This window comes from Allobosea sp. BH3 (assembly GCF_025499465.1).
In the GTDB taxonomy this organism is placed as follows: Bacteria; Pseudomonadota; Alphaproteobacteria; order Rhizobiales; family Beijerinckiaceae; genus Allobosea.
In genome coordinates this window covers 506,405-523,371 of sequence record NZ_JAIMCA010000005.1, presented here as the reverse complement: position 1 = coordinate 523,371, position 16,967 = coordinate 506,405, and the positions used below count along the sequence as shown (strand labels likewise).

At 67.2% G+C, this 16,967-nt stretch carries 15 protein-coding genes; 9 read left to right on the top strand and 6 right to left on the bottom strand.

What is annotated here, in order from left to right; all coding sequences use genetic code 11:
- Position 1 precedes the first annotated feature (1 nt).
- Positions 2-1,261, bottom strand: coding sequence for a 3-methyl-2-oxobutanoate dehydrogenase (2-methylpropanoyl-transferring) subunit alpha (locus BoBH3_RS19105; RefSeq protein WP_262332421.1), 1,260 nt, complete (start codon positions 1,259-1,261; stop codon positions 2-4).
- Between the two features lie 203 nt (positions 1,262-1,464).
- On the opposite strand from BoBH3_RS19105, the gene BoBH3_RS19100 reads away from it, so the two are divergent.
- A complete protein-coding gene (locus tag BoBH3_RS19100; RefSeq protein WP_262332420.1) occupies positions 1,465-1,959 on the top strand; it encodes an Lrp/AsnC family transcriptional regulator in 495 nt (164 codons plus the stop codon).
- Positions 1,960-2,164: 205 nt separating this feature from the next.
- Here the strand turns inward: BoBH3_RS19100 and BoBH3_RS19095 are convergent, their stop codons facing one another.
- A complete protein-coding gene (locus BoBH3_RS19095) occupies positions 2,165-3,196 on the bottom strand; it encodes an LLM class flavin-dependent oxidoreductase (protein ID WP_262332419.1) in 1,032 nt (343 codons plus the stop codon).
- 179 nt (positions 3,197-3,375) lie between these two features.
- Here BoBH3_RS19095 and BoBH3_RS19090 point away from each other — a divergent pair, with 179 nt between their 5' ends.
- From BoBH3_RS19090 to BoBH3_RS19060, 7 genes are all read left to right on the top strand, one after another.
- Positions 3,376-4,290 (top strand): LysR family transcriptional regulator, encoded by a 915-nt coding sequence (locus BoBH3_RS19090; RefSeq protein ID WP_262332418.1) that lies wholly within the window; start codon positions 3,376-3,378, stop codon positions 4,288-4,290.
- A 224-nt stretch (positions 4,291-4,514) separates the two neighbouring features.
- Complete coding sequence (locus tag BoBH3_RS19085; RefSeq protein WP_262332417.1) at positions 4,515-4,991, top strand: NAD(P)H-dependent oxidoreductase subunit E; 477 nt, start codon at positions 4,515-4,517, stop codon at positions 4,989-4,991.
- Positions 4,988-6,556, top strand: coding sequence for a formate dehydrogenase beta subunit (locus BoBH3_RS19080; RefSeq protein ID WP_262332416.1), 1,569 nt, complete (start codon positions 4,988-4,990; stop codon positions 6,554-6,556). Before BoBH3_RS19085 ends, BoBH3_RS19080 begins: the two co-directional genes overlap by 4 nt.
- 10 nt (positions 6,557-6,566) lie before the next feature.
- Positions 6,567-9,449: a formate dehydrogenase subunit alpha gene (fdhF, locus tag BoBH3_RS19075; protein ID WP_262332415.1), complete on the top strand. Its 2,883-nt coding sequence runs from the start codon at positions 6,567-6,569 to the stop codon at positions 9,447-9,449.
- Positions 9,436-10,275, top strand: coding sequence for a formate dehydrogenase accessory sulfurtransferase FdhD (gene fdhD / locus BoBH3_RS19070; protein WP_262332414.1), 840 nt, complete (start codon positions 9,436-9,438; stop codon positions 10,273-10,275). The genes fdhF and fdhD overlap by 14 nt, the downstream gene beginning before the upstream one ends.
- Positions 10,272-10,544 (top strand): formate dehydrogenase subunit delta, encoded by a 273-nt coding sequence (locus BoBH3_RS19065; protein ID WP_410050621.1) that lies wholly within the window; start codon positions 10,272-10,274, stop codon positions 10,542-10,544. Before fdhD ends, BoBH3_RS19065 begins: the two co-directional genes overlap by 4 nt.
- A 96-nt stretch (positions 10,545-10,640) precedes the next feature.
- Complete coding sequence (locus tag BoBH3_RS19060) at positions 10,641-12,299, top strand: OFA family MFS transporter (RefSeq protein ID WP_262332413.1); 1,659 nt, start codon at positions 10,641-10,643, stop codon at positions 12,297-12,299.
- A gap of 107 nt (positions 12,300-12,406) precedes the next feature.
- On the opposite strand, the gene BoBH3_RS19055 is transcribed toward BoBH3_RS19060, so the two are convergent.
- A complete protein-coding gene (locus BoBH3_RS19055; protein WP_316045119.1) occupies positions 12,407-12,715 on the bottom strand; it encodes an antibiotic biosynthesis monooxygenase in 309 nt (102 codons plus the stop codon).
- A 147-nt stretch (positions 12,716-12,862) separates the two neighbouring features.
- Here BoBH3_RS19055 and BoBH3_RS19050 point away from each other — a divergent pair, with 147 nt between their 5' ends.
- Positions 12,863-13,291, top strand: a complete 429-nt coding sequence (locus BoBH3_RS19050) for an OsmC family protein (protein ID WP_262332412.1) — start codon at positions 12,863-12,865, stop codon at positions 13,289-13,291.
- A gap of 175 nt (positions 13,292-13,466) precedes the next feature.
- Here BoBH3_RS19050 and BoBH3_RS19045 read toward each other — a convergent pair whose 3' ends face one another.
- The 3 genes from BoBH3_RS19045 to BoBH3_RS19035 are packed head-to-tail and all read right to left on the bottom strand — an operon-like array spanning position 13,467 to position 16,946.
- Positions 13,467-14,516: an ABC transporter ATP-binding protein gene (locus BoBH3_RS19045; protein ID WP_262332411.1), complete on the bottom strand. Its 1,050-nt coding sequence runs from the start codon at positions 14,514-14,516 to the stop codon at positions 13,467-13,469.
- Positions 14,509-15,486, bottom strand: a complete 978-nt coding sequence (locus BoBH3_RS19040; protein ID WP_262332410.1) for an ABC transporter ATP-binding protein — start codon at positions 15,484-15,486, stop codon at positions 14,509-14,511. Before BoBH3_RS19040 ends, BoBH3_RS19045 begins: the two co-directional genes overlap by 8 nt.
- Positions 15,483-16,946 (bottom strand): amidohydrolase family protein, encoded by a 1,464-nt coding sequence (locus tag BoBH3_RS19035; protein WP_262332560.1) that lies wholly within the window; start codon positions 16,944-16,946, stop codon positions 15,483-15,485. Before BoBH3_RS19035 ends, BoBH3_RS19040 begins: the two co-directional genes overlap by 4 nt.
- Between the last annotated feature and the right edge of the window lie 21 nt (positions 16,947-16,967).

Sequence of the window (16,967 nt, the reverse complement as noted above, 5' to 3'; positions counted from 1 at the left end):
GTCAGACTCCGATCTGCTGGCGCTGGCGGCGCAGATGCGGGGGCAGCTCGGCATAGACATCCTCGAAGATGTCCCGTGCCGAGGGCTTGCCGCCGGAATGCAGCGTGCCGAAGCTCTCGGCCTCCTTCTGCGCGGCGATCACGGTGGCGAGAATCTCCGCCTCCGCCTGCTTGTGGCGCTCCTCCGTCCAGGCGCCGACCGCGATCAGATGCTGCTTCAGACGGATCAGCGGGTCACCCAGCGGCCAGTCGTCGGATTCGTGCTTGGGGCGATAGGCGGACGGATCGTCCGAGGTGGAATGGGCGCCGGCGCGATAGGTGACGTATTCGACCAGCGTCGGTCCGAGATTGCGGCGCGCCCGCTCGATCGCCCATTGCGCCACGGCATAGACTGCGAGGTAGTCGTTGCCGTCGACGCGCAGAGCCGGGATGCCGAAACCGAGGCCGCGCGCGGCGAAAGTGCCGGAGCCGCCGCGCGCGATGCCCTGGAAGGTCGAGATCGCCCACTGGTTGTTGACGACGTTCAGCACGACCGGCGCCTTGTAGGTCGAGGCGAAGACCAGTGCGGCGTGGAAATCCGATTCCGCCGTCGAGCCGTCGCCGATCCAGGCGGCGGCGATGCGGGTGTCGTTCTTGATCGCCGAGGCCATGGCCCAGCCGACCGCCTGGACGTACTGCGTCGCGAGATTGCCCGAGATCGAGAAGAAGCCGTGCTCCTTCGATGAGTACATCACCGGCAGTTGCCGGCCCTTCATCGGGTCACGCTCGTTCGAGTAGATCTGGCACATCATGTCGACGAGCGGATAGTCGTGCGCGATGAGCAGGCCCGCCTGTCGATAGGTCGGGAAATTCATGTCGCCGGGCTGGAGCGCGATGCGGAAGGCGCAGCTCACCGCCTCCTCGCCTGTGTGCTGCATGTAGAACGAGGTCTTGCCCTGGCGCTGGGCCATCTGCATGCGCCCGTCGAAGGTGCGCAGCGTCATCATGTGGCGCAGGCCCCGGATCAGATCCTCCTGCGAGAGGTCCGGCACCCAGGGGCCGACCGCCTCACCCTCGCGGTTCAGCACGCGGATGATCGAATAGGCGAGGTCGCGGATGTCCTTGGGGTCGACATCGACCGGCGGGCGGGCGACCGAGCCCGCCTTGGGGATCACCACATGGGAGAAGTCGGGCTTCTCGCCAGGACGGCTCGCGGGCCTGGGGACGTGGAACTGCAGTGGCTGGGTTGCCGCCGGCTCGCCGCCGGCCTTGTCGCTGCTCATGAGCGCCTCCATCCCTGTCGCCGCCAGCATTCCGCCATCGCGCGCATCCGGCAAGATGCCGTAACGGTGCGATGTGCAGATCGTTCCCCTTGTAACCAACGCTAGCTCCGCCCGGGCGGAGGTTCCTTCCGAATTTGCCCGCCGCACAGGAATGTTGCAGAAGATACTTCTGCAAATTAACAGAAATGCGGAAATATCGTCCGATGAACCGGAAAAGCCAGAATGGTCCTGCTCTCGATCTGATCGATCGCAAGATTCTCGCTGCGCTGCGGGATGACGGACGGCTGACCACGCAGGCGCTGGCCGAGAAGGTGGGGCTCTCGCCTTCGCCCTGCTGGACGCGGGTGAAGCGGCTGGAGGAATCGGGCGCGATCGAGAAATACGTCGCGCTGCTCGACCATCGCGCGCTCGGCTTCAACAACGTCGTCTTCGTCGAGATCACGCTCGACAAGCATGACGACAAGGTGCTGGACCAGTTCGGCGAAGCGCTGAGCCGCGCACCGGAGGTGGTCGAGGCGCATCTGGTGACCGGCGAATACGATTATCTCGCCAAGGTCGTGGTCAGCGGCACCGACCATTACGAGCGCTTCCTGCGCGAGACCGTCTACCGCATACCCGGCGTGCGCCAGACCCGCACGACCTTCGGGCTGAGGACGCTGAAGCGGACGCTGTCCGTCGATCCGCTGCAGGTGCCTTGAGCAGTGTCTTCGATGACAGGCGCGGGGAACCCCTCTTCCGGGTGGGAGAGGGGCAGGGGTGAGGGCCTGCCGCTAATCGATGAAATGCAGCCGGCGCCGGCGCGCCCTCGGTGGTGAGGGCGGGCCCTCATCCGGCCCTCCGGGCCACCTTCTCCCATCCGGGAGAAGGAAGAAGCGTCGCGGCATCAGAGCTCGACCAGCCCCCTTACCCCAACATCTCCCGCACCAGCGGGATCACCTTTTCGCCATAGAGCCGAATGCATTCCATCATCCGCTCGTGCGCCAGCGGGCCGGCGCTGTACTTCAACTGGAAGCGCGACAGGCCAAGGCCCTTCGCAGTCGCGGCGATCTTGCGGGCGACCGTCTCGGGCGAGCCGAGATAGAGCGAGCCTACCGCGACCTCCAGATCGAACTCGGCGCGGCCCATGGGGGGCCAGCCGCGCTCGGCGCCGATGCGGTCCCGGTTCGCCTTGAAGGCCGGGAAGAACTCCTCCTTCGCCTGCTCGTCCGTCGCCGCGACATAGCCCGGCGAATGCACGCCGATGGGCTGCGGCGCCTTGCCGAGCTGCGCATAGGCGCGGTGGTGGAGATCGACGAAGGGTTTGAAGCGCAGCGGTTCGCCGCCGATGATGGCGAGCATCAGCGGCAGGCCGTAGCGCGCGGCGCGGACGACCGATTCAGGGCTGCCGCCGACGCCGATCCAGGTCTTGAGCGGCCCGTGTTCGACCGGCGGATAGACGAGCTGGTCCTTGAGCGGCGGGCGGATCGAACCTTCCCAGTTCACCGGCTCCTGCGGCAGCAGCGCGGCGAAGAGATCGAGCTTCTCCTCGAAGAGCTGTTCGTACTGGCTGAGATCGAAGCCGAAGAGCGGGAAGGATTCAGTGAAGGAGCCGCGACCGAGAATGACCTCGGCGCGCCCGTTCGAGACGGCATCGACCGTCGCGAAGCGCTGGAAGACGCGGATCGGATCGTCCGAGGACAGCACCGTGACGGCGGAGCCGAGCTTGATGCGGCTGGTGCGGGCGGCCATGGCAGCGAGCACCGTCTCGGGCGAAGAGACGGCGAAATCGGCGCGATGATGCTCGCCGACGCCGATGAAATCGATGCCGAGACTATCCGCCAGCACCGCTTCCTCGACGAGGTTGCGGATCACCTGCGCATGCGCAAGCGGCTTTCCGTCCGCGCCATGAGTGACGTCGCCGAAAGTGTCGAGCCCGAATTCCAGTTCCTGTGCCATCACCATCTCTTGGGGCCGCCATGGCCCGTTGCCCGCCGGCAAGCCCGGCGCGTCGCAGTTAGGGAGGCGGCGGCGCTCATGCAATGTTCCGGCGTTCCTCCCCGGGCAACAGCCTGTTTGCAGGACTGCAACCGCGACGCTTGCCAGCGCCGCCAAAGCATGAAGATGCTGGGCGCAGCATGATCATCCGCCAGCTTGTCTATCTCGACGCGCTCGCCCGCGAGAAGCACTTCCGCCGCGCGGCCGAGGCCTGCCATGTCTCGCAGCCGACGCTCTCGGCCGCGATCGTGCAGCTAGAGGAGGAGCTCGGCGTGATGATCGTCGAGCGGGGGCGCCGCTTCCAGGGCTTCACCAAGGAGGGCGAGGTCGTGCTCGCCCATGCGCGGCGCATCCTGGCCGAAGCCGAGGTGATGAAGGATTCGATCGCCGAACTGCGCGAGGGCGTCGGCGGGCGCATCCGGCTTGGCGCGATCCCCACGGCGCTGCCGATGATCGCCCATATCACCGCGCCCTTCTCGGCGCGCTATCCCGCGGTTTCGCTCACCGTGCTGTCGATGACCTCGCAGGAGATCCAGAAGGGGATCGACAATTTCGAGCTCGATGTCGGCCTGACCTATCTCGACAACGAGCCGCTCGACCGGGTGATCTCCAAGCCGATCTACCAGGAATCCTATGTGCTGCTGACGCGCGAGGACGGGCCGCTCGGAGCGCGCGAGACGATCACCTGGGCGGAGGCGGCCGAGCACAAGCTCTGCCTGCTCACCGGCGACATGCAGAACCGGCGCATCATCGATGGCATCTTCCGCTCGGTCGGCACCGTGCCGCGGCCGGCGATCGAGACCAACTCGATTTTCAACCTCTGCTCCCATGCCGGCATCGAGGGCATCGCCAGCATCGTCTCGCTGCAGCTGCTCGAATTCTTCGGCGTGCCGATCGGGACGAAAGCGCTCGATCTGGTGGAGCCGGAAGCCCGGCGCATGATCGGCCTCATCGTCGCCGACCGGCAGCCGGTCGCGCCGCTCGCCCGCAACCTGCTGATGATGACCAAGCCGGTCACGGATGCGCGACTGCCGCGCCGCCCCATCGTCCGATAGTCTTCGCCTATCGTCGTAGGGCCGATGCCACATTGTGCAGCGCAAAATGGCCTCTGCACGAAATTTTCGACGACCTGAATTCGCATGAATTGGCGTGAGGCGGCGGATGCGAAGCTATTTGATAGCCAATACCTATCAAATAGTCGGAACAAACGATTTGAAATTATTCCAGGAAACCCCACTTTTCTTCCAAGTGCCCGGGAACAGGGCCGGATGGAGGAAAGATGGCCGGATACCCCGCCTGGGATCAGGACAGCGCGCAGTCGATCATCGCCGGGCTCGCCCATCTGGAAGGCGCGACCCTCCCGATCCTGCATGCGCTGCAGGAGGAGTTCGGCCATGTCGACCCGCAGGCGGTGCCGCTGATCGCCGAAGCTCTGAACCTCTCCCGCGCCGAGGTGCATGGCGCGATCTCCTTCTACCATGACTTCAGGACCGCCCCGCCGCCGCGGCGCGTCATCAAGCTCTGCCGGGCCGAGGCCTGCCAGTCGCTCGGCTGCGAGACGCTGGTCGATGAGCTGGCGCAGGACCACGGCATCGTCGTCGACGGCGCGGCCCATGGCGATGCCATCATCGAGACGGTCTACTGCCTCGGCAATTGCGCGCTCGGGCCGTCGGCACTGGTCGATGGCGAGCTGATCGGCCGCGTCGACGCCGCCCGCATCGCCCGACTCTGCGACCATGGAAGGCGCGACTCATGAGCGCCCTCACACCCATCCGGATCTTCGTGCCGATCGACGCCGCCGCGCTCTCGGTCGGGGCCGAAGCCGTCGCCGAGGCCGTGGCGCGGGAGGCCGCCAACCGCGCTCTGCCCGTGGAGATCGTCCGCAACGGCTCGCGCGGCATGCTCTGGCTCGAGCCGCTGGTCGAAGTCGAGACGGCTGAAGGGCGCGTCGCCTACGGGCCGGTCACAGAGAAGGACGTTCCGGGGCTGATCGAGGCCGGGCTGATCGAAGGTGGGGCGCATCCGCTGCGGCTCGGCCTCACCGAAGAGCTCGACTGGATGAAGCGCCAGCAGCGGCTCACCTTCGCCCGCGTCGGCGTCACCGATCCGCTCTCCATCGCCGATTACCGCGCCCATGGCGGCTTCAAGGGGCTGCAGAAAGCGCTCGCGCTGACCGGCGCCGAGATCGTCCAGACCATCAAGGCCTCGGGACTGCGTGGTAGGGGCGGCGCCGGCTTCCCGACCGGCATCAAGTGGCAGACCGTCCACGATGCGCGAGCCGACCAGAAATACATCGTCTGCAATGCCGACGAGGGCGACAGCGGCACCTTTGCCGACCGGATGCTGTTCGAGGGCGACCCCTATCTCACGATCGAGGGCATGGCGATCGCCGCGGTCGCCGTCGGCGCGACGCGCGGCTACATCTATCTGCGCTCGGAATATCCGCATGCCCACCGCACGCTGCAGCGCGCGATCCTGAAGGCGGAGGCGGCCGGGCTGATCGGTGCCTCCATCCTCGGCACCGGCCACCCCTTCCATCTCGAAGTCAGGCTTGGCGCCGGCGCCTATATCTGCGGCGAGGAGACCTCGCTGCTCGAAAGCCTGGAAGGCAAGCGCGCGATCGTGCGCGCCAAGCCGCCGCTGCCGGCGTTGGAGGGCCTCTTCGGCAAGCCGACCGTCGTCAACAACGTGCTCTCCTTCGCCGCCGTGCCCTGGATCATGGAGCATGGCGCGCAGGCCTATGCCGATTTCGGCATGGGCCGCTCGCGCGGCACGCTGCCCGTCCAGCTCGGCGGCAACGTCAAGCGCGGCGGGCTGATCGAGCTCGCCTTCGGCATCTCGCTGCGCGAGATCATCGAGGACATGGGCGGCGGCACGCGCTCGGGCCGGCCGATCCGGGCCGTGCAGGTCGGCGGGCCGCTCGGCGCCTATCTCACCGCCGAACAGCTCGACGTGCTGATGGACTACGAAGCGCTGGCCGCGATGCGCGCCATGCTCGGTCATGGCGGCATCGTCGTCTTCGACGATCGCGTCGACATGGCAAAGCAGGCGCGCTTCGCCTTCCAGTTCTGCGCTAAGGAAAGCTGCGGCAAGTGCACGCCCTGCCGCATTGGCGCGACGCGCGGCGTCGAGGTGATGGACCGCATCATCTCCGGCCGCGAGGTGCCCAAGAACATCGCGGTGCTGCGCGACCTCTCCAAGCTGATGATCGACGCCTCGCTCTGCGCCATGGGCGGCCTGACCCCCATGCCGGTGCTGAGCGCGCTCAACCATTTCTCCGAGGATTTCGACCGTCCTCAGCTGCCCCTAGCGGCCGAGTGAGGAGGCTGAGATGAGCCTGATCAAGGAAATCGACTTCGGCACGCCGATCCGGGTCGCGGACAAGACCGTGACGCTGACCATCGACGGCCAGAGCGTCACGGTGCCGGCCGGGACCTCGGTGATGGCAGCGGCGATGAGCATGGGCACCGCCATCCCGAAGCTCTGCGCCACCGACTCGCTGGAACCCTTCGGCTCCTGCCGGCTCTGCCTCGTCGAGATCGAGGGACGGCGCGGCACGCCGGCTTCCTGCACGACTCCAGCAGAAGACGGAATGATCGTCCGCACCCAGTCGGAGAACCTGTCCGGCCTGCGCAAGGGCGTGATGGAGCTCTACATCTCCGACCACCCGCTCGACTGCCTGACCTGCTCGGCCAATGGCGATTGCGAATTGCAGGACATGGCCGGCGCGGTCGGCCTGCGCGAGGTGCGCTACGGCTATGAGGGCGAGAACCACGTCTTCGCCAAGGGCGGCGATGGACTCGCCAACGAGAACTGGCTGCCGAAGGACACCTCCAACCCCTATTTCACCTACGACCCGTCGAAATGCATCGTCTGCAACCGCTGCGTGCGGGCCTGCGCCGAGGTGCAGGGCACCTTCGCGCTGACGATCACGGGACGCGGCTTCGAGTCGCGCGTGGCAGCGGGCCCGACCGATTTCCTCGGCTCCGAATGCGTCTCCTGCGGCGCCTGCGTGCAGGCCTGCCCGACCGCGACGCTGATCGAGAACAAGGTCATCGAGTACGGCCAGCCGGAGCATTCCAAGGTGACGACCTGCGCCTATTGCGGCGTCGGCTGCTCCTTCAAGGCAGAGATGCAGGGCGACCGCGTCATCCGCATGGTGCCCTACAAGGACGGGCAGGCCAATGAGGGCCATAGCTGCGTAAAAGGCCGTTTCGCCTGGGGCTACGCCACCCATCAGGATCGCATCACCAAGCCGATGATCCGCGACAGGATCACGGACCCCTGGCGCGAAGTCTCCTGGGAGGAGGCGATCGGCAAGGCGGCCAGCGAGTTCAAGCGCATCCAGGCCAAATACGGACGCGAGTCAGTCGGCGCCATCACCTCGTCGCGCTGCACCAATGAGGAGGTCTTCCTCGTCCAGAAGCTGGTGCGTGCCGCCTTCCGCAACAACAATGTCGATACCTGCGCCCGCGTCTGCCATTCGCCGACCGGCTACGGCCTGCGGACCACGCTCGGCACCTCTGCCGGCACGCAGGACTTCAAGTCGGTCGCCCAGTCGGACGTCATCCTCGTCATCGGCGCCAACCCGACCGACGGCCACCCGGTCTTCGCCTCGCGGATGAAGAAGCGGCTGCGCGAGGGCGCGAGGCTGATCGTCGCCGATCCGCGCCGCATCGACCTCGTCAAGTCGCCGCATATCAAGGCCGAGCATCACCTCCCGCTCAAGCCGGGAACCAATGTCGCGCTGGTCAACGCGCTCGCCCATGTCGTCGTCACCGAAGGACTGATCGACGAGGCCTATGTGCGCGAGCGCTGCGATCTCGTCGACTTCGAGCACTGGGCCCGCTTCATCGCCCGCGAGGAGAACTCGCCGGAAGCCAGCGAGCAGTTTACCGGCGTGCCGGCGGGCGAGGTGCGTGCGGCGGCGCGGCTCTACGCCACCGGCGGCAATGCCGCGATCTATTACGGGCTGGGCGTCACCGAGCACAGCCAGGGCTCGACCACCGTGATGGCGATGGCGAACCTCGCCATGGCGACCGGCAATATCGGGCGCGAGGGCGTCGGCATCAATCCGCTGCGCGGGCAGAACAATGTCCAGGGCTCCTGCGACATGGGCTCCTTCCCGCACGAATTCTCGGGCTATCGCCACGTCTCCGACGATTCGACGCGGCAGGTCTTCGAGATGCTCTGGGGCGTGCCGCTCGATGCCGAGCAGGGCATGCGCATCCCCAACATGCTCGACGAGGCCGTCGGCGGCACCTTCAAGGGCCTCTATGTCCAGGGCGAGGACATCGCCCAGTCCGACCCCAACACCCAGCATGTCACGGCCGGCTTGGCCGCGATGGAATGCGTGGTCATCCAGGACATCTTTCTGAATGAGACCGCCAAGTACGCCCATGTCTTCCTGCCGGGCGCCTCTTTCCTGGAAAAGGACGGGACCTTCACCAATGCCGAGCGGCGCATCAACCGCGTGCGGCAGGTGATGGCGCCGCTGGCCGGCAAGGACGAATGGCAGGTCACGATCGAGCTGGCGCGGGCGCTGGGCTACGAGATGTCATACGCCCATCCCGGCGAGATCATGGACGAAATCGCGCGGCTGACGCCGAGCTTCGCGGGCGTCTCCTACGACAAGCTGGACAAGCTCGGCTCGGTGCAGTGGCCCTGCAACGAGAAGGCGCCGGCCGGCACGCCGCTGATGCATGTCGACCGCTTCGTGCGCGGCAAGGGCAAGTTCATGATCACCGAGTTCGTGCCTACAGAGGAGCGCACCGGGCCGCGCTTCCCGCTGCTGCTCACGACCGGGCGCATTCTCTCGCAATACAATGTCGGCGCGCAGACACGGCGCACCGAGAACGGCGCCTGGCATGACGAAGACGTGCTGGAGATCCACCCCTTCGACGCCGAGAGCCGCGGTATCCGCGAGGGCGATCTCGTCTCGCTCGCCAGCCGCTCCGGCGACATCGCCTTGCGGGCGGAAATCTCGGAGCGTATGCAGCCCGGCGTGGTCTACACCACCTTCCACCATGCCAAGACGGGCGCCAACGTCATTACCACCGACTTCTCCGACTGGGCGACGAACTGCCCCGAATACAAGGTGACGGCCGTGGAAGTGCGCCGCACCAACCACTTCTCGCAGTGGCAGGAGAAGAATTTCGAGGAAGACGTCACCCTGCGGCGGATTGCGGAGCGCCTGCCCGATGCCGCGGAATAGGCCTGCCCAGCCCCCTGCCTCGGCTGCCGTCACGGCGCAGCCGCTGCGCTTCGGCGTCGCGCCCGAGGAGGCGCGCGAGATCGAGGTCGCGGTCGAGACGCCGATCAACATCGTCTACGGCAACATGCCCTATGCGGTGATGATGGCGAGCCCCTCCGATCTGGAAGACTTCGTCACCGGCTTCAGCCTGACCGAGGGCATCGTCCGCAGCGCAGACGAGATCCGCGGCATCGCCGTCGAGCCCAAGGACGAGGGCGTCATCGTCACCGTCGAGCTCGCGCCCGGCCGCTTCCGCGAGCATCTGGCGCGGCGGCGCAACCTCTCGGGCCGCACCTCCTGCGGGCTATGCGGGGTCGAGACCATCGAGGAGATCCCGATGGCCGATGCCGCGACGCGCGCTCAACGCGCCGTCGGCGCTTCGGCGATCGAGGGCGCGCTTGCCGCGCTCGACCGGCACCAGCCGCTGAACCAGCTGACCCGTGCCGTCCATGCCGCCGCCTGGTGCGACGCTGCCGGCGCGGTCCTGGCGGTGCGGGAGGATGTCGGCCGCCACAATGCGCTCGACAAGCTGATCGGTGCTCGGCTGCGCGCCGGGGCCGATGCGAGCGAGGGCTTCCTGCTCGTCACCAGCCGCGCCTCCTTCGAGATGGTCGAGAAGGCGGCGATCTTCGGCGCTGGCACGCTCGTCGCGATCTCGGCGCCGACCTCGCTCGCCATCGAGCGGGCGCGGCATCTGGGGCTGACGCTCGCCGCAGTCGCGCGGCGCGACGGCTGCATCGTCTTCACCGGCGCGCTCAGCGTCGCGCCGGAAACAATCGCCCGATGACGGAGGCTCTCCTGACCGCCGGCCACGCCGAAGGCGACCATCACGACGAGAACGTCGCGAAGCTCCGGCGCATGGCCGGGCAGATCGCGGATTTCTTCAAGTCCTATCCGGAGGAGGAGGCCGCCGCCTCCATCGCCGACCACATCAACCAGTTCTGGACCGGGCGCATGCGCGAGGATTTCCGCGCCGCATTCACCGCCCGGCCCGAAGACCTCCCGCCCCTGCTGCGGCGCGCCTTGCCGCTGATCAGGCCGGGGCAAGGGGGTTAGCGAGCGAGCCGCGGTTTTCAACCGCGCATGAGGATTGCAACGAGCCGGGAGCACACCCGGCCGAATGGCGAAGCTTTGGGGAAAGGAAATCGGGCAATGAGCATCGCACAGGACATCGGACAGATCGGCGGCGGGGTCGGCCTGCTGGACCGCGAGAGAACCATCGCCAGGCCGGGCTTCAACCGCTGGCTCGTGCCGCCGGCGGCGCTCTGCATCCATCTCTGCATCGGCATGGCCTATGGCTTCTCGGTGTTCTGGCTGCCGCTCAGCCAGGCCATCGGCATCAGCAAGCCGCTCGCCTGCGGCCCCGATGTCGGCCTGATCGGCTCGCTCTTCACCACGGCCTGCGACTGGAAGGTCGCCGATCTCGGCTGGATGTACACGCTGTTCTTCGTGCTGCTCGGCTCCTCCGCCGCGATCTGGGGCGGCTGGCTCGAGCGCTCCGGCCCGCGCAAGGCCGCCTTCGTCTCGACGCTGTGCTGGTGCGGCGGCCTCTTGATCTCGGCGCTCGGCGTCTATCTGCACCAGCTCTGGATGCTGTGGCTCGGCTCCGGCGTGATCGGCGGCATCGGGCTTGGGCTGGGTTACATCTCGCCCGTCTCGACGCTGGTGAAATGGTTCCCGGACCGGCGCGGCATGGCGACCGGCATGGCGATCATGGGCTTCGGCGGCGGCGCGATGATCGGCTCGCCGCTGGCCGACATGCTGATGAACACCTTCAAGACGGCGGATTCGGTCGGCGTCTGGCAGACCTTCGTGGCGATGGCCGTCATCTACTTCGTCTTCATGATGGCCGGCACCTTCGGCTACCGCATCCCGCCGGCCAACTGGCGCCCCGAGGGCTGGACCCCGCCGGCGACGCAGAACAAGATGATCACCTCCGGCCATGTCCATCTCAAGGATGCGCACAAGACCAAGCAGTTCTGGCTGATCTGGGCGGTGCTCTGCCTCAACGTCTCGGCCGGAATCGGCGTGCTCGGCATGGCCTCGCCGATGCTGCAGGAGATTTTCGCGGGCAAGCTGATCGGCAAGCCGGAGATCGGCTTCGCAGCGCTCGACGCCGCGCAGAAGACGCAGATCGCGACCATCGCGGCGGCCTTCGTCGGCCTGCTCTCGCTGTTCAACATCGCGGGCCGCTTCTTCTGGGCCTCGCTCTCGGACAAGCTCGGCCGCAAGCTGACCTATGCCACCTTCTTCGGCCTCGGCATCCTGCTCTACGGGCTCTCGCCCTGGGCGGCGCATGCCGGGTCGCTGGCGCTGTTCGTCGGCTTCTTCTGCATCATCCTGTCGATGTATGGCGGCGGCTTCGCCACCGTGCCGGCCTATCTCGCCGACATGTTCGGCACGCAGTTCGTCGGTGCCATCCACGGCCGGCTGCTGACGGCCTGGTCCAGTGCCGGCATCATCGGGCCGGTGGTGGTGAACTATATCCGCGAGGCGCAGATCAATGCCGGCGTGCCGCGTGCGCAGGTCTATGACCGCACCATGTACATCCTCGCCGGCATGCTGGTGCTGGGCTTCCTCTGCAATCTTCTGGTGCGCCCCGTCGCGACGAAGTGGTTCATGAAGGACGCCGAGGTGGCGGCGCTCCAGGCCAGGACGGCCAATGCGGGGGCTACGATCCAGTACGGCTCCCACGGCATCGGCAAGGGCGGCTTCAACGGCGCTGCGCTCGCCGCCTGGGCCGTGGTCGGACTGCCGATCGCCTGGGGCGTCTGGATCACGCTGTCGAAGTCGCTGGCGCTATTTCGGTGAGCGGATCGCGTCACTGACCCAACATGTGGCCCGCATCGAGCCATCGATGCGGGCTTTTTCTATTGTCCCGAGCACTCGGCCTTCGGCACGGGCCAGCCGATGGCGCTCTATTTCAGCGCCAGGGCTACCGTGCCGGCGATCGGATCGGTGGCACCGAGCCCGCCGCCCAGATCATCGAGCGTGTGGCGGAAACCATTGAGCGTGGTGATCATCTGCGGTCGGGCCGCCGCCATCGCCTCCATGCTCTCCCATTCCGCGATGATGCAGTAGCGTCCATCGCCGGCCGCGATGATGTTCGCGTGTCGCAAGCCCGGCCAGTCCGCGGCAACATCGCGATGAGCATCGAGAAAGGCGGTCTCCATCCCCGGTTTGACCTTGAAGCGAACGGCATTGAATGCAGTCATGGCATCCTCCATCGTCCAGATCGATGACCTTACGGCAATTCGACTTGTTTGTCGTCCTGACGGCCAGAGGCCGATGAACCCGACCGGCACTCGGCCGTTGTCAAAGGGTCGTTTCTCGGCAGCAAAGTACCCATCCAAACCTGAACAGGAGAAAGCGTCATGGCGATCAACAAGAACGGCTCCGCCCATTGGGAAGGCGGCATCAAGGACGGCAAGGGCACGATCTCGACCGAGACCGGCGCGCTCAGCGCCTACCCTTACGGCTTCGCCAGCCGCTTCGAGGGCAAGCCCGGCAGCAACCCCGAGGAGTTGATCGGCGCGGCGCATGCCGCCTGCTTCACCATGGCGCTGTCGCTGATCCTGGGCGAGGCCAATCTCAAGGCCGATGCGCTCGACACCACGGCGCGCGTGACGCTCGACAAGCTTGATGACGGCTATGCCATCACCGCGATCCACCTGACCTTGAAGGGCAAGGTGCCCGGCACCGACCAGGCGACCTTCCAGTCGCTCGCCGACAAGGCCAAGGCCGGCTGCCCGGTCTCGAAGCTGTTCAAGGCACCGATCACGCTGGACGCGACGCTGGCGTAGACGGCCGTCGGACTGCCTCCGGTCAAATCCACCCTTGTCATTCCGGGGCCTCGCAGAGCGAAGAACCCGGAATCCACGACCGGGCGAGCGACCGGCCAATCATGCGACAAATGCCTCACCCAGTCGTGGGTTCCGGGTTCGCGCCTGTGGCGCGCCCCGGAATGACAAGGCTGGTTCAGGCGAAATGGCAGGCGATCCGGACCTCGCCCATTTGCCTCAGCTCCGGCCGCTCGGCGCGGCAGATGTCGGCGGCGAGCGAGCAGCGCGGGTTGAAGCTGCAGCCCGGCGGCGGAGCAATCGGGCTCGGCACCTCGCCCGACATCGGCCGGCGCTCCCGGTTCGGCCGCTCGACATCGGGGATCGTGTCCAGCAGCAGACGCGTATAGGGGTGGCGCGGCCGGGTGAAAACCTGCTCGGCCGGGCCGGCCTCGACGAAGCGCCCGAGATACATGATGGCGAGATCGTCCGACATGTGCCGGACGACCGAGAGATTATGGCTGATGAAGAGATAGGTCAGCCCGAATTCCTGCTGCAGCTTCACCATCAGGTTGAGAATCTGCGCCTGCACCGAGACGTCGAGCGCCGAGGTCGGCTCGTCGCAGACGAGGAAGTCTGCCTCCGTCGCAAGCGCACGCGCGATCGAGATGCGCTGACGCTGGCCGCCGGAGAAGGCATGCGGGTAGCGGCTCGCATCGCTGCGCGAGAGGCCGACGACTTCCAGCAGATCGCCAACGCGGGCCTTCGTGCTGTTCTCGTCCGGCCTCAGCTTCAGCTCGCGGATCGGCTCGGCGATGATGTCGCCGACGCGCCAGCGCGGGTTGAGCGAGGCATAGGGGTCCTGGAAGATCATCTGCACGCGCGGCGGACCGAAGGAGCCATCGGCGCGGCGGATGTCGCGGAAGTTCAGCATCCCCTCGGTCGGGCGCTGCAGGCCGACGACCATGCGTGCCAGCGTCGACTTTCCGCAGCCGGACTCGCCGACGATGCTGAAGGTGGTGCCGCGCCGGACGGTGAAGGACACGTCCTCGACCGCCCGCAGGATGCGCCGTGGCTGGCGGGCGATCAGTCGGGACAGGCCGGAGGCCGAGACATCGAAGCGGCAGGAGGCTGCGGCGACGTCGAGGATGATGTCGCCGGTTCCGGCTTGCGCCGGCCCGTCCTTTGCGCCGCTACGCGGCTCGTCCCGATGAGGGCTCGGCATGACGGCCTCCATCTGCTCACGCATGGACCAGTTCCTTCAAGGGGAAATGGCAGGCGGCGGCATGGGCTGACGGTGGCAGGCCGGGCTTGCGCTCGCGGCAAATGTCGTCGGCCCGGCCGCAGCGCGGGTTGAAGGCGCAGCCGGGCGGTATCGCGTTGAGGCGCGGCATGGCGCCATCGATCTGGTTGAGAGTGGCGTGGCGGGCGTGGACGCTCGGGATCGAGGCCATCAGCCCGGCGGTGTAGGGGTGATGCGGGCGGCGCGTCACCTCCTCGACCGGGCCGATCTCGATGATGCGTCCGGCATACATCACCGCGACCCGGTCGGCTGTCTCGGCGATGACGCCCATGTCGTGCGTCACCAACATGATCGAAGTGCCGTGCTCGCGGCAGAGCCGCTTCAGCAGCGTGGTGATCTGCGCCTGGATGGAGACGTCGAGCGCCGTCGTCGGCTCGTCGGCGATGATGAGCGAGGGCTCGGCGCAGAGCGCGAGCGCGATGACGACGCGCTGGCGCATGCCGCCGGAGAACTGATGTGGGTAGTGGTCGATGCGCGTCTCTGCCGCCGGGATGCCGACCTCCTTCAGCAGGTCGAGCGCGCGCCGGCGCGCTTCAGTGCGGCCGACCGGCAGATGGGTGGTGATCGTCTCGGCGAGCTGGTCGCCCACGGTCAGCAGCGGATGCAGGGAGGTCAGCGGGTCCTGGAAGATCGCGCCGATGCGCCGGCCGCGCAGCCTGCGCATCGGCTCGGGCGGCAAATTGTCGATGCGCTGGCCGGAGAGATGGATCTCGCCGCCGGCGATGCGGCCCGGCGGATCGAGCAGGCCGATCACCGCCGTCCCCGTCAGCGACTTGCCGGCGCCGGACTCGCCGACCACGCCAAGGATTTCGCCCGGCGCGATGTCGAAGGAGACGCCGTCCAGCGCCGTCAGCGGGCCGTGGCGGCCGTCGAAGACGATGCGCAGGTCGCGGACGGAAAGGAGCGGCGCGCTCATGCAGACCCTCCGGAATGTTCGATCGGGTAGCTCGACGAGAAGATCTCGCTCATCGGCGGATGGCCGAGCGTCCGCTCGGGATAGCGCGCCATCACGCCCTCGAACTGGCGCTGGGCGCGGGCGTTGTCGGCCGCCTCGTCGATGCCGGGGATGACACGATCCTCCATGACGAAGCGGCCATCGATCACCACCGTCGAGAAATCGCGGCCATGGCCGGTCAGCATCATGGTCTGGACCGGGTCGATGACCTGTCCGCTATGGGGCCGGTCGAGTTCGAAGACGGTGATATCGGCGCGGGCGCCCGGCTGAAGCCTGCCGAGATCGGGCCGGCGCAACGCATCGGCGCCGCCGACGGTGGCGGCGTCGTAATAGTCCTCGGACCGGACGGCGCCGACATTGCCGGCCATGGTGCGGGCGAGGATCATGCCGGTCTGCAGGTTCATCACCATGTCGGGCGGGCTGGTGTCCGTGCCCATGGCGATGTTGAGCCCCATGGCGCGGTAGCGGCCGAAATGGTCGATGGCGTTGCCGTGCCGGCCTGAGACCAGCGGGCAGTGGACGATACTCGCGCCCGCATCGCGGATGATCTCGAGATCGCGGCCCGGGCGGTTGATCAGGCGGCTGCCCGAAACGACCGTCCCATGCGGCAGCAGGGAGCGCTCGCTCAGGAAGCCGAGGCTCTGCAGCCATTCCGGCGGGCTGAGACCATGCTGCGCCAGGACGAGTTCGTATTCGATCTTCGACTGGCAGCAATGCAGACGCACGGGGATGTCGAGATCGCGCGAGGCGGCCGCCGTGCGGCGCAAAAGCTCCGCCGTCGAGGTCTCGATGCGGTCCGGCGCCAGCATGGCGCGGATCAATCCGCCGGCCGCGCCCTCATGGCGCTTCGCGAAGTCGATGGCCGCATCGAGCTCGGCGAGGCCGCGCGGCTCGTCGTAATGGGTGACGACGCGGCCGTCCGTCTCGACGAGCTGGTTGCCGGTGCGATAGGCCGGGCCGAGATAGGCGCGCATGCCCAACGATGCAGCGGCCTCCGCCGCATCCTCGAACTCCTGCACCGTCTCGCCCCAGGCGCGGTAGAACAGCGAAGCGATCGGCAGGGCGGTGGTGATGCCGTTGCGGATCAGCGAGGCGAAGGCGTGCTTCTTCTGGAAAGCCAGCTCCTCGCGGGAATACATCTCATAGGGGCCGGCATCGAGATAGCTGCGCGGCCAGACGCGGCCCTTCTTCCAGGCCGGCTGGTTGTCGTAGGCAAGGATGGTCGTGTCGAGATCAGAGAGCGCGTCGCAATCGACGAAGCCCGGCCCGATCAGCGCGTTGCCGTAGTCGATGCGGCGCGCGACCTCGCCCGGAAAGCCATGGCCGACGAAGACCACGGCGCCGTCCTCGAAGACGATCTCGCCGTTCTCATAGAGCCGATGACGGCCCTGCGCGTGGCCCACCAGCCAGCGCGCCGTCATCAGGATGCGCCCTTCCGGGCG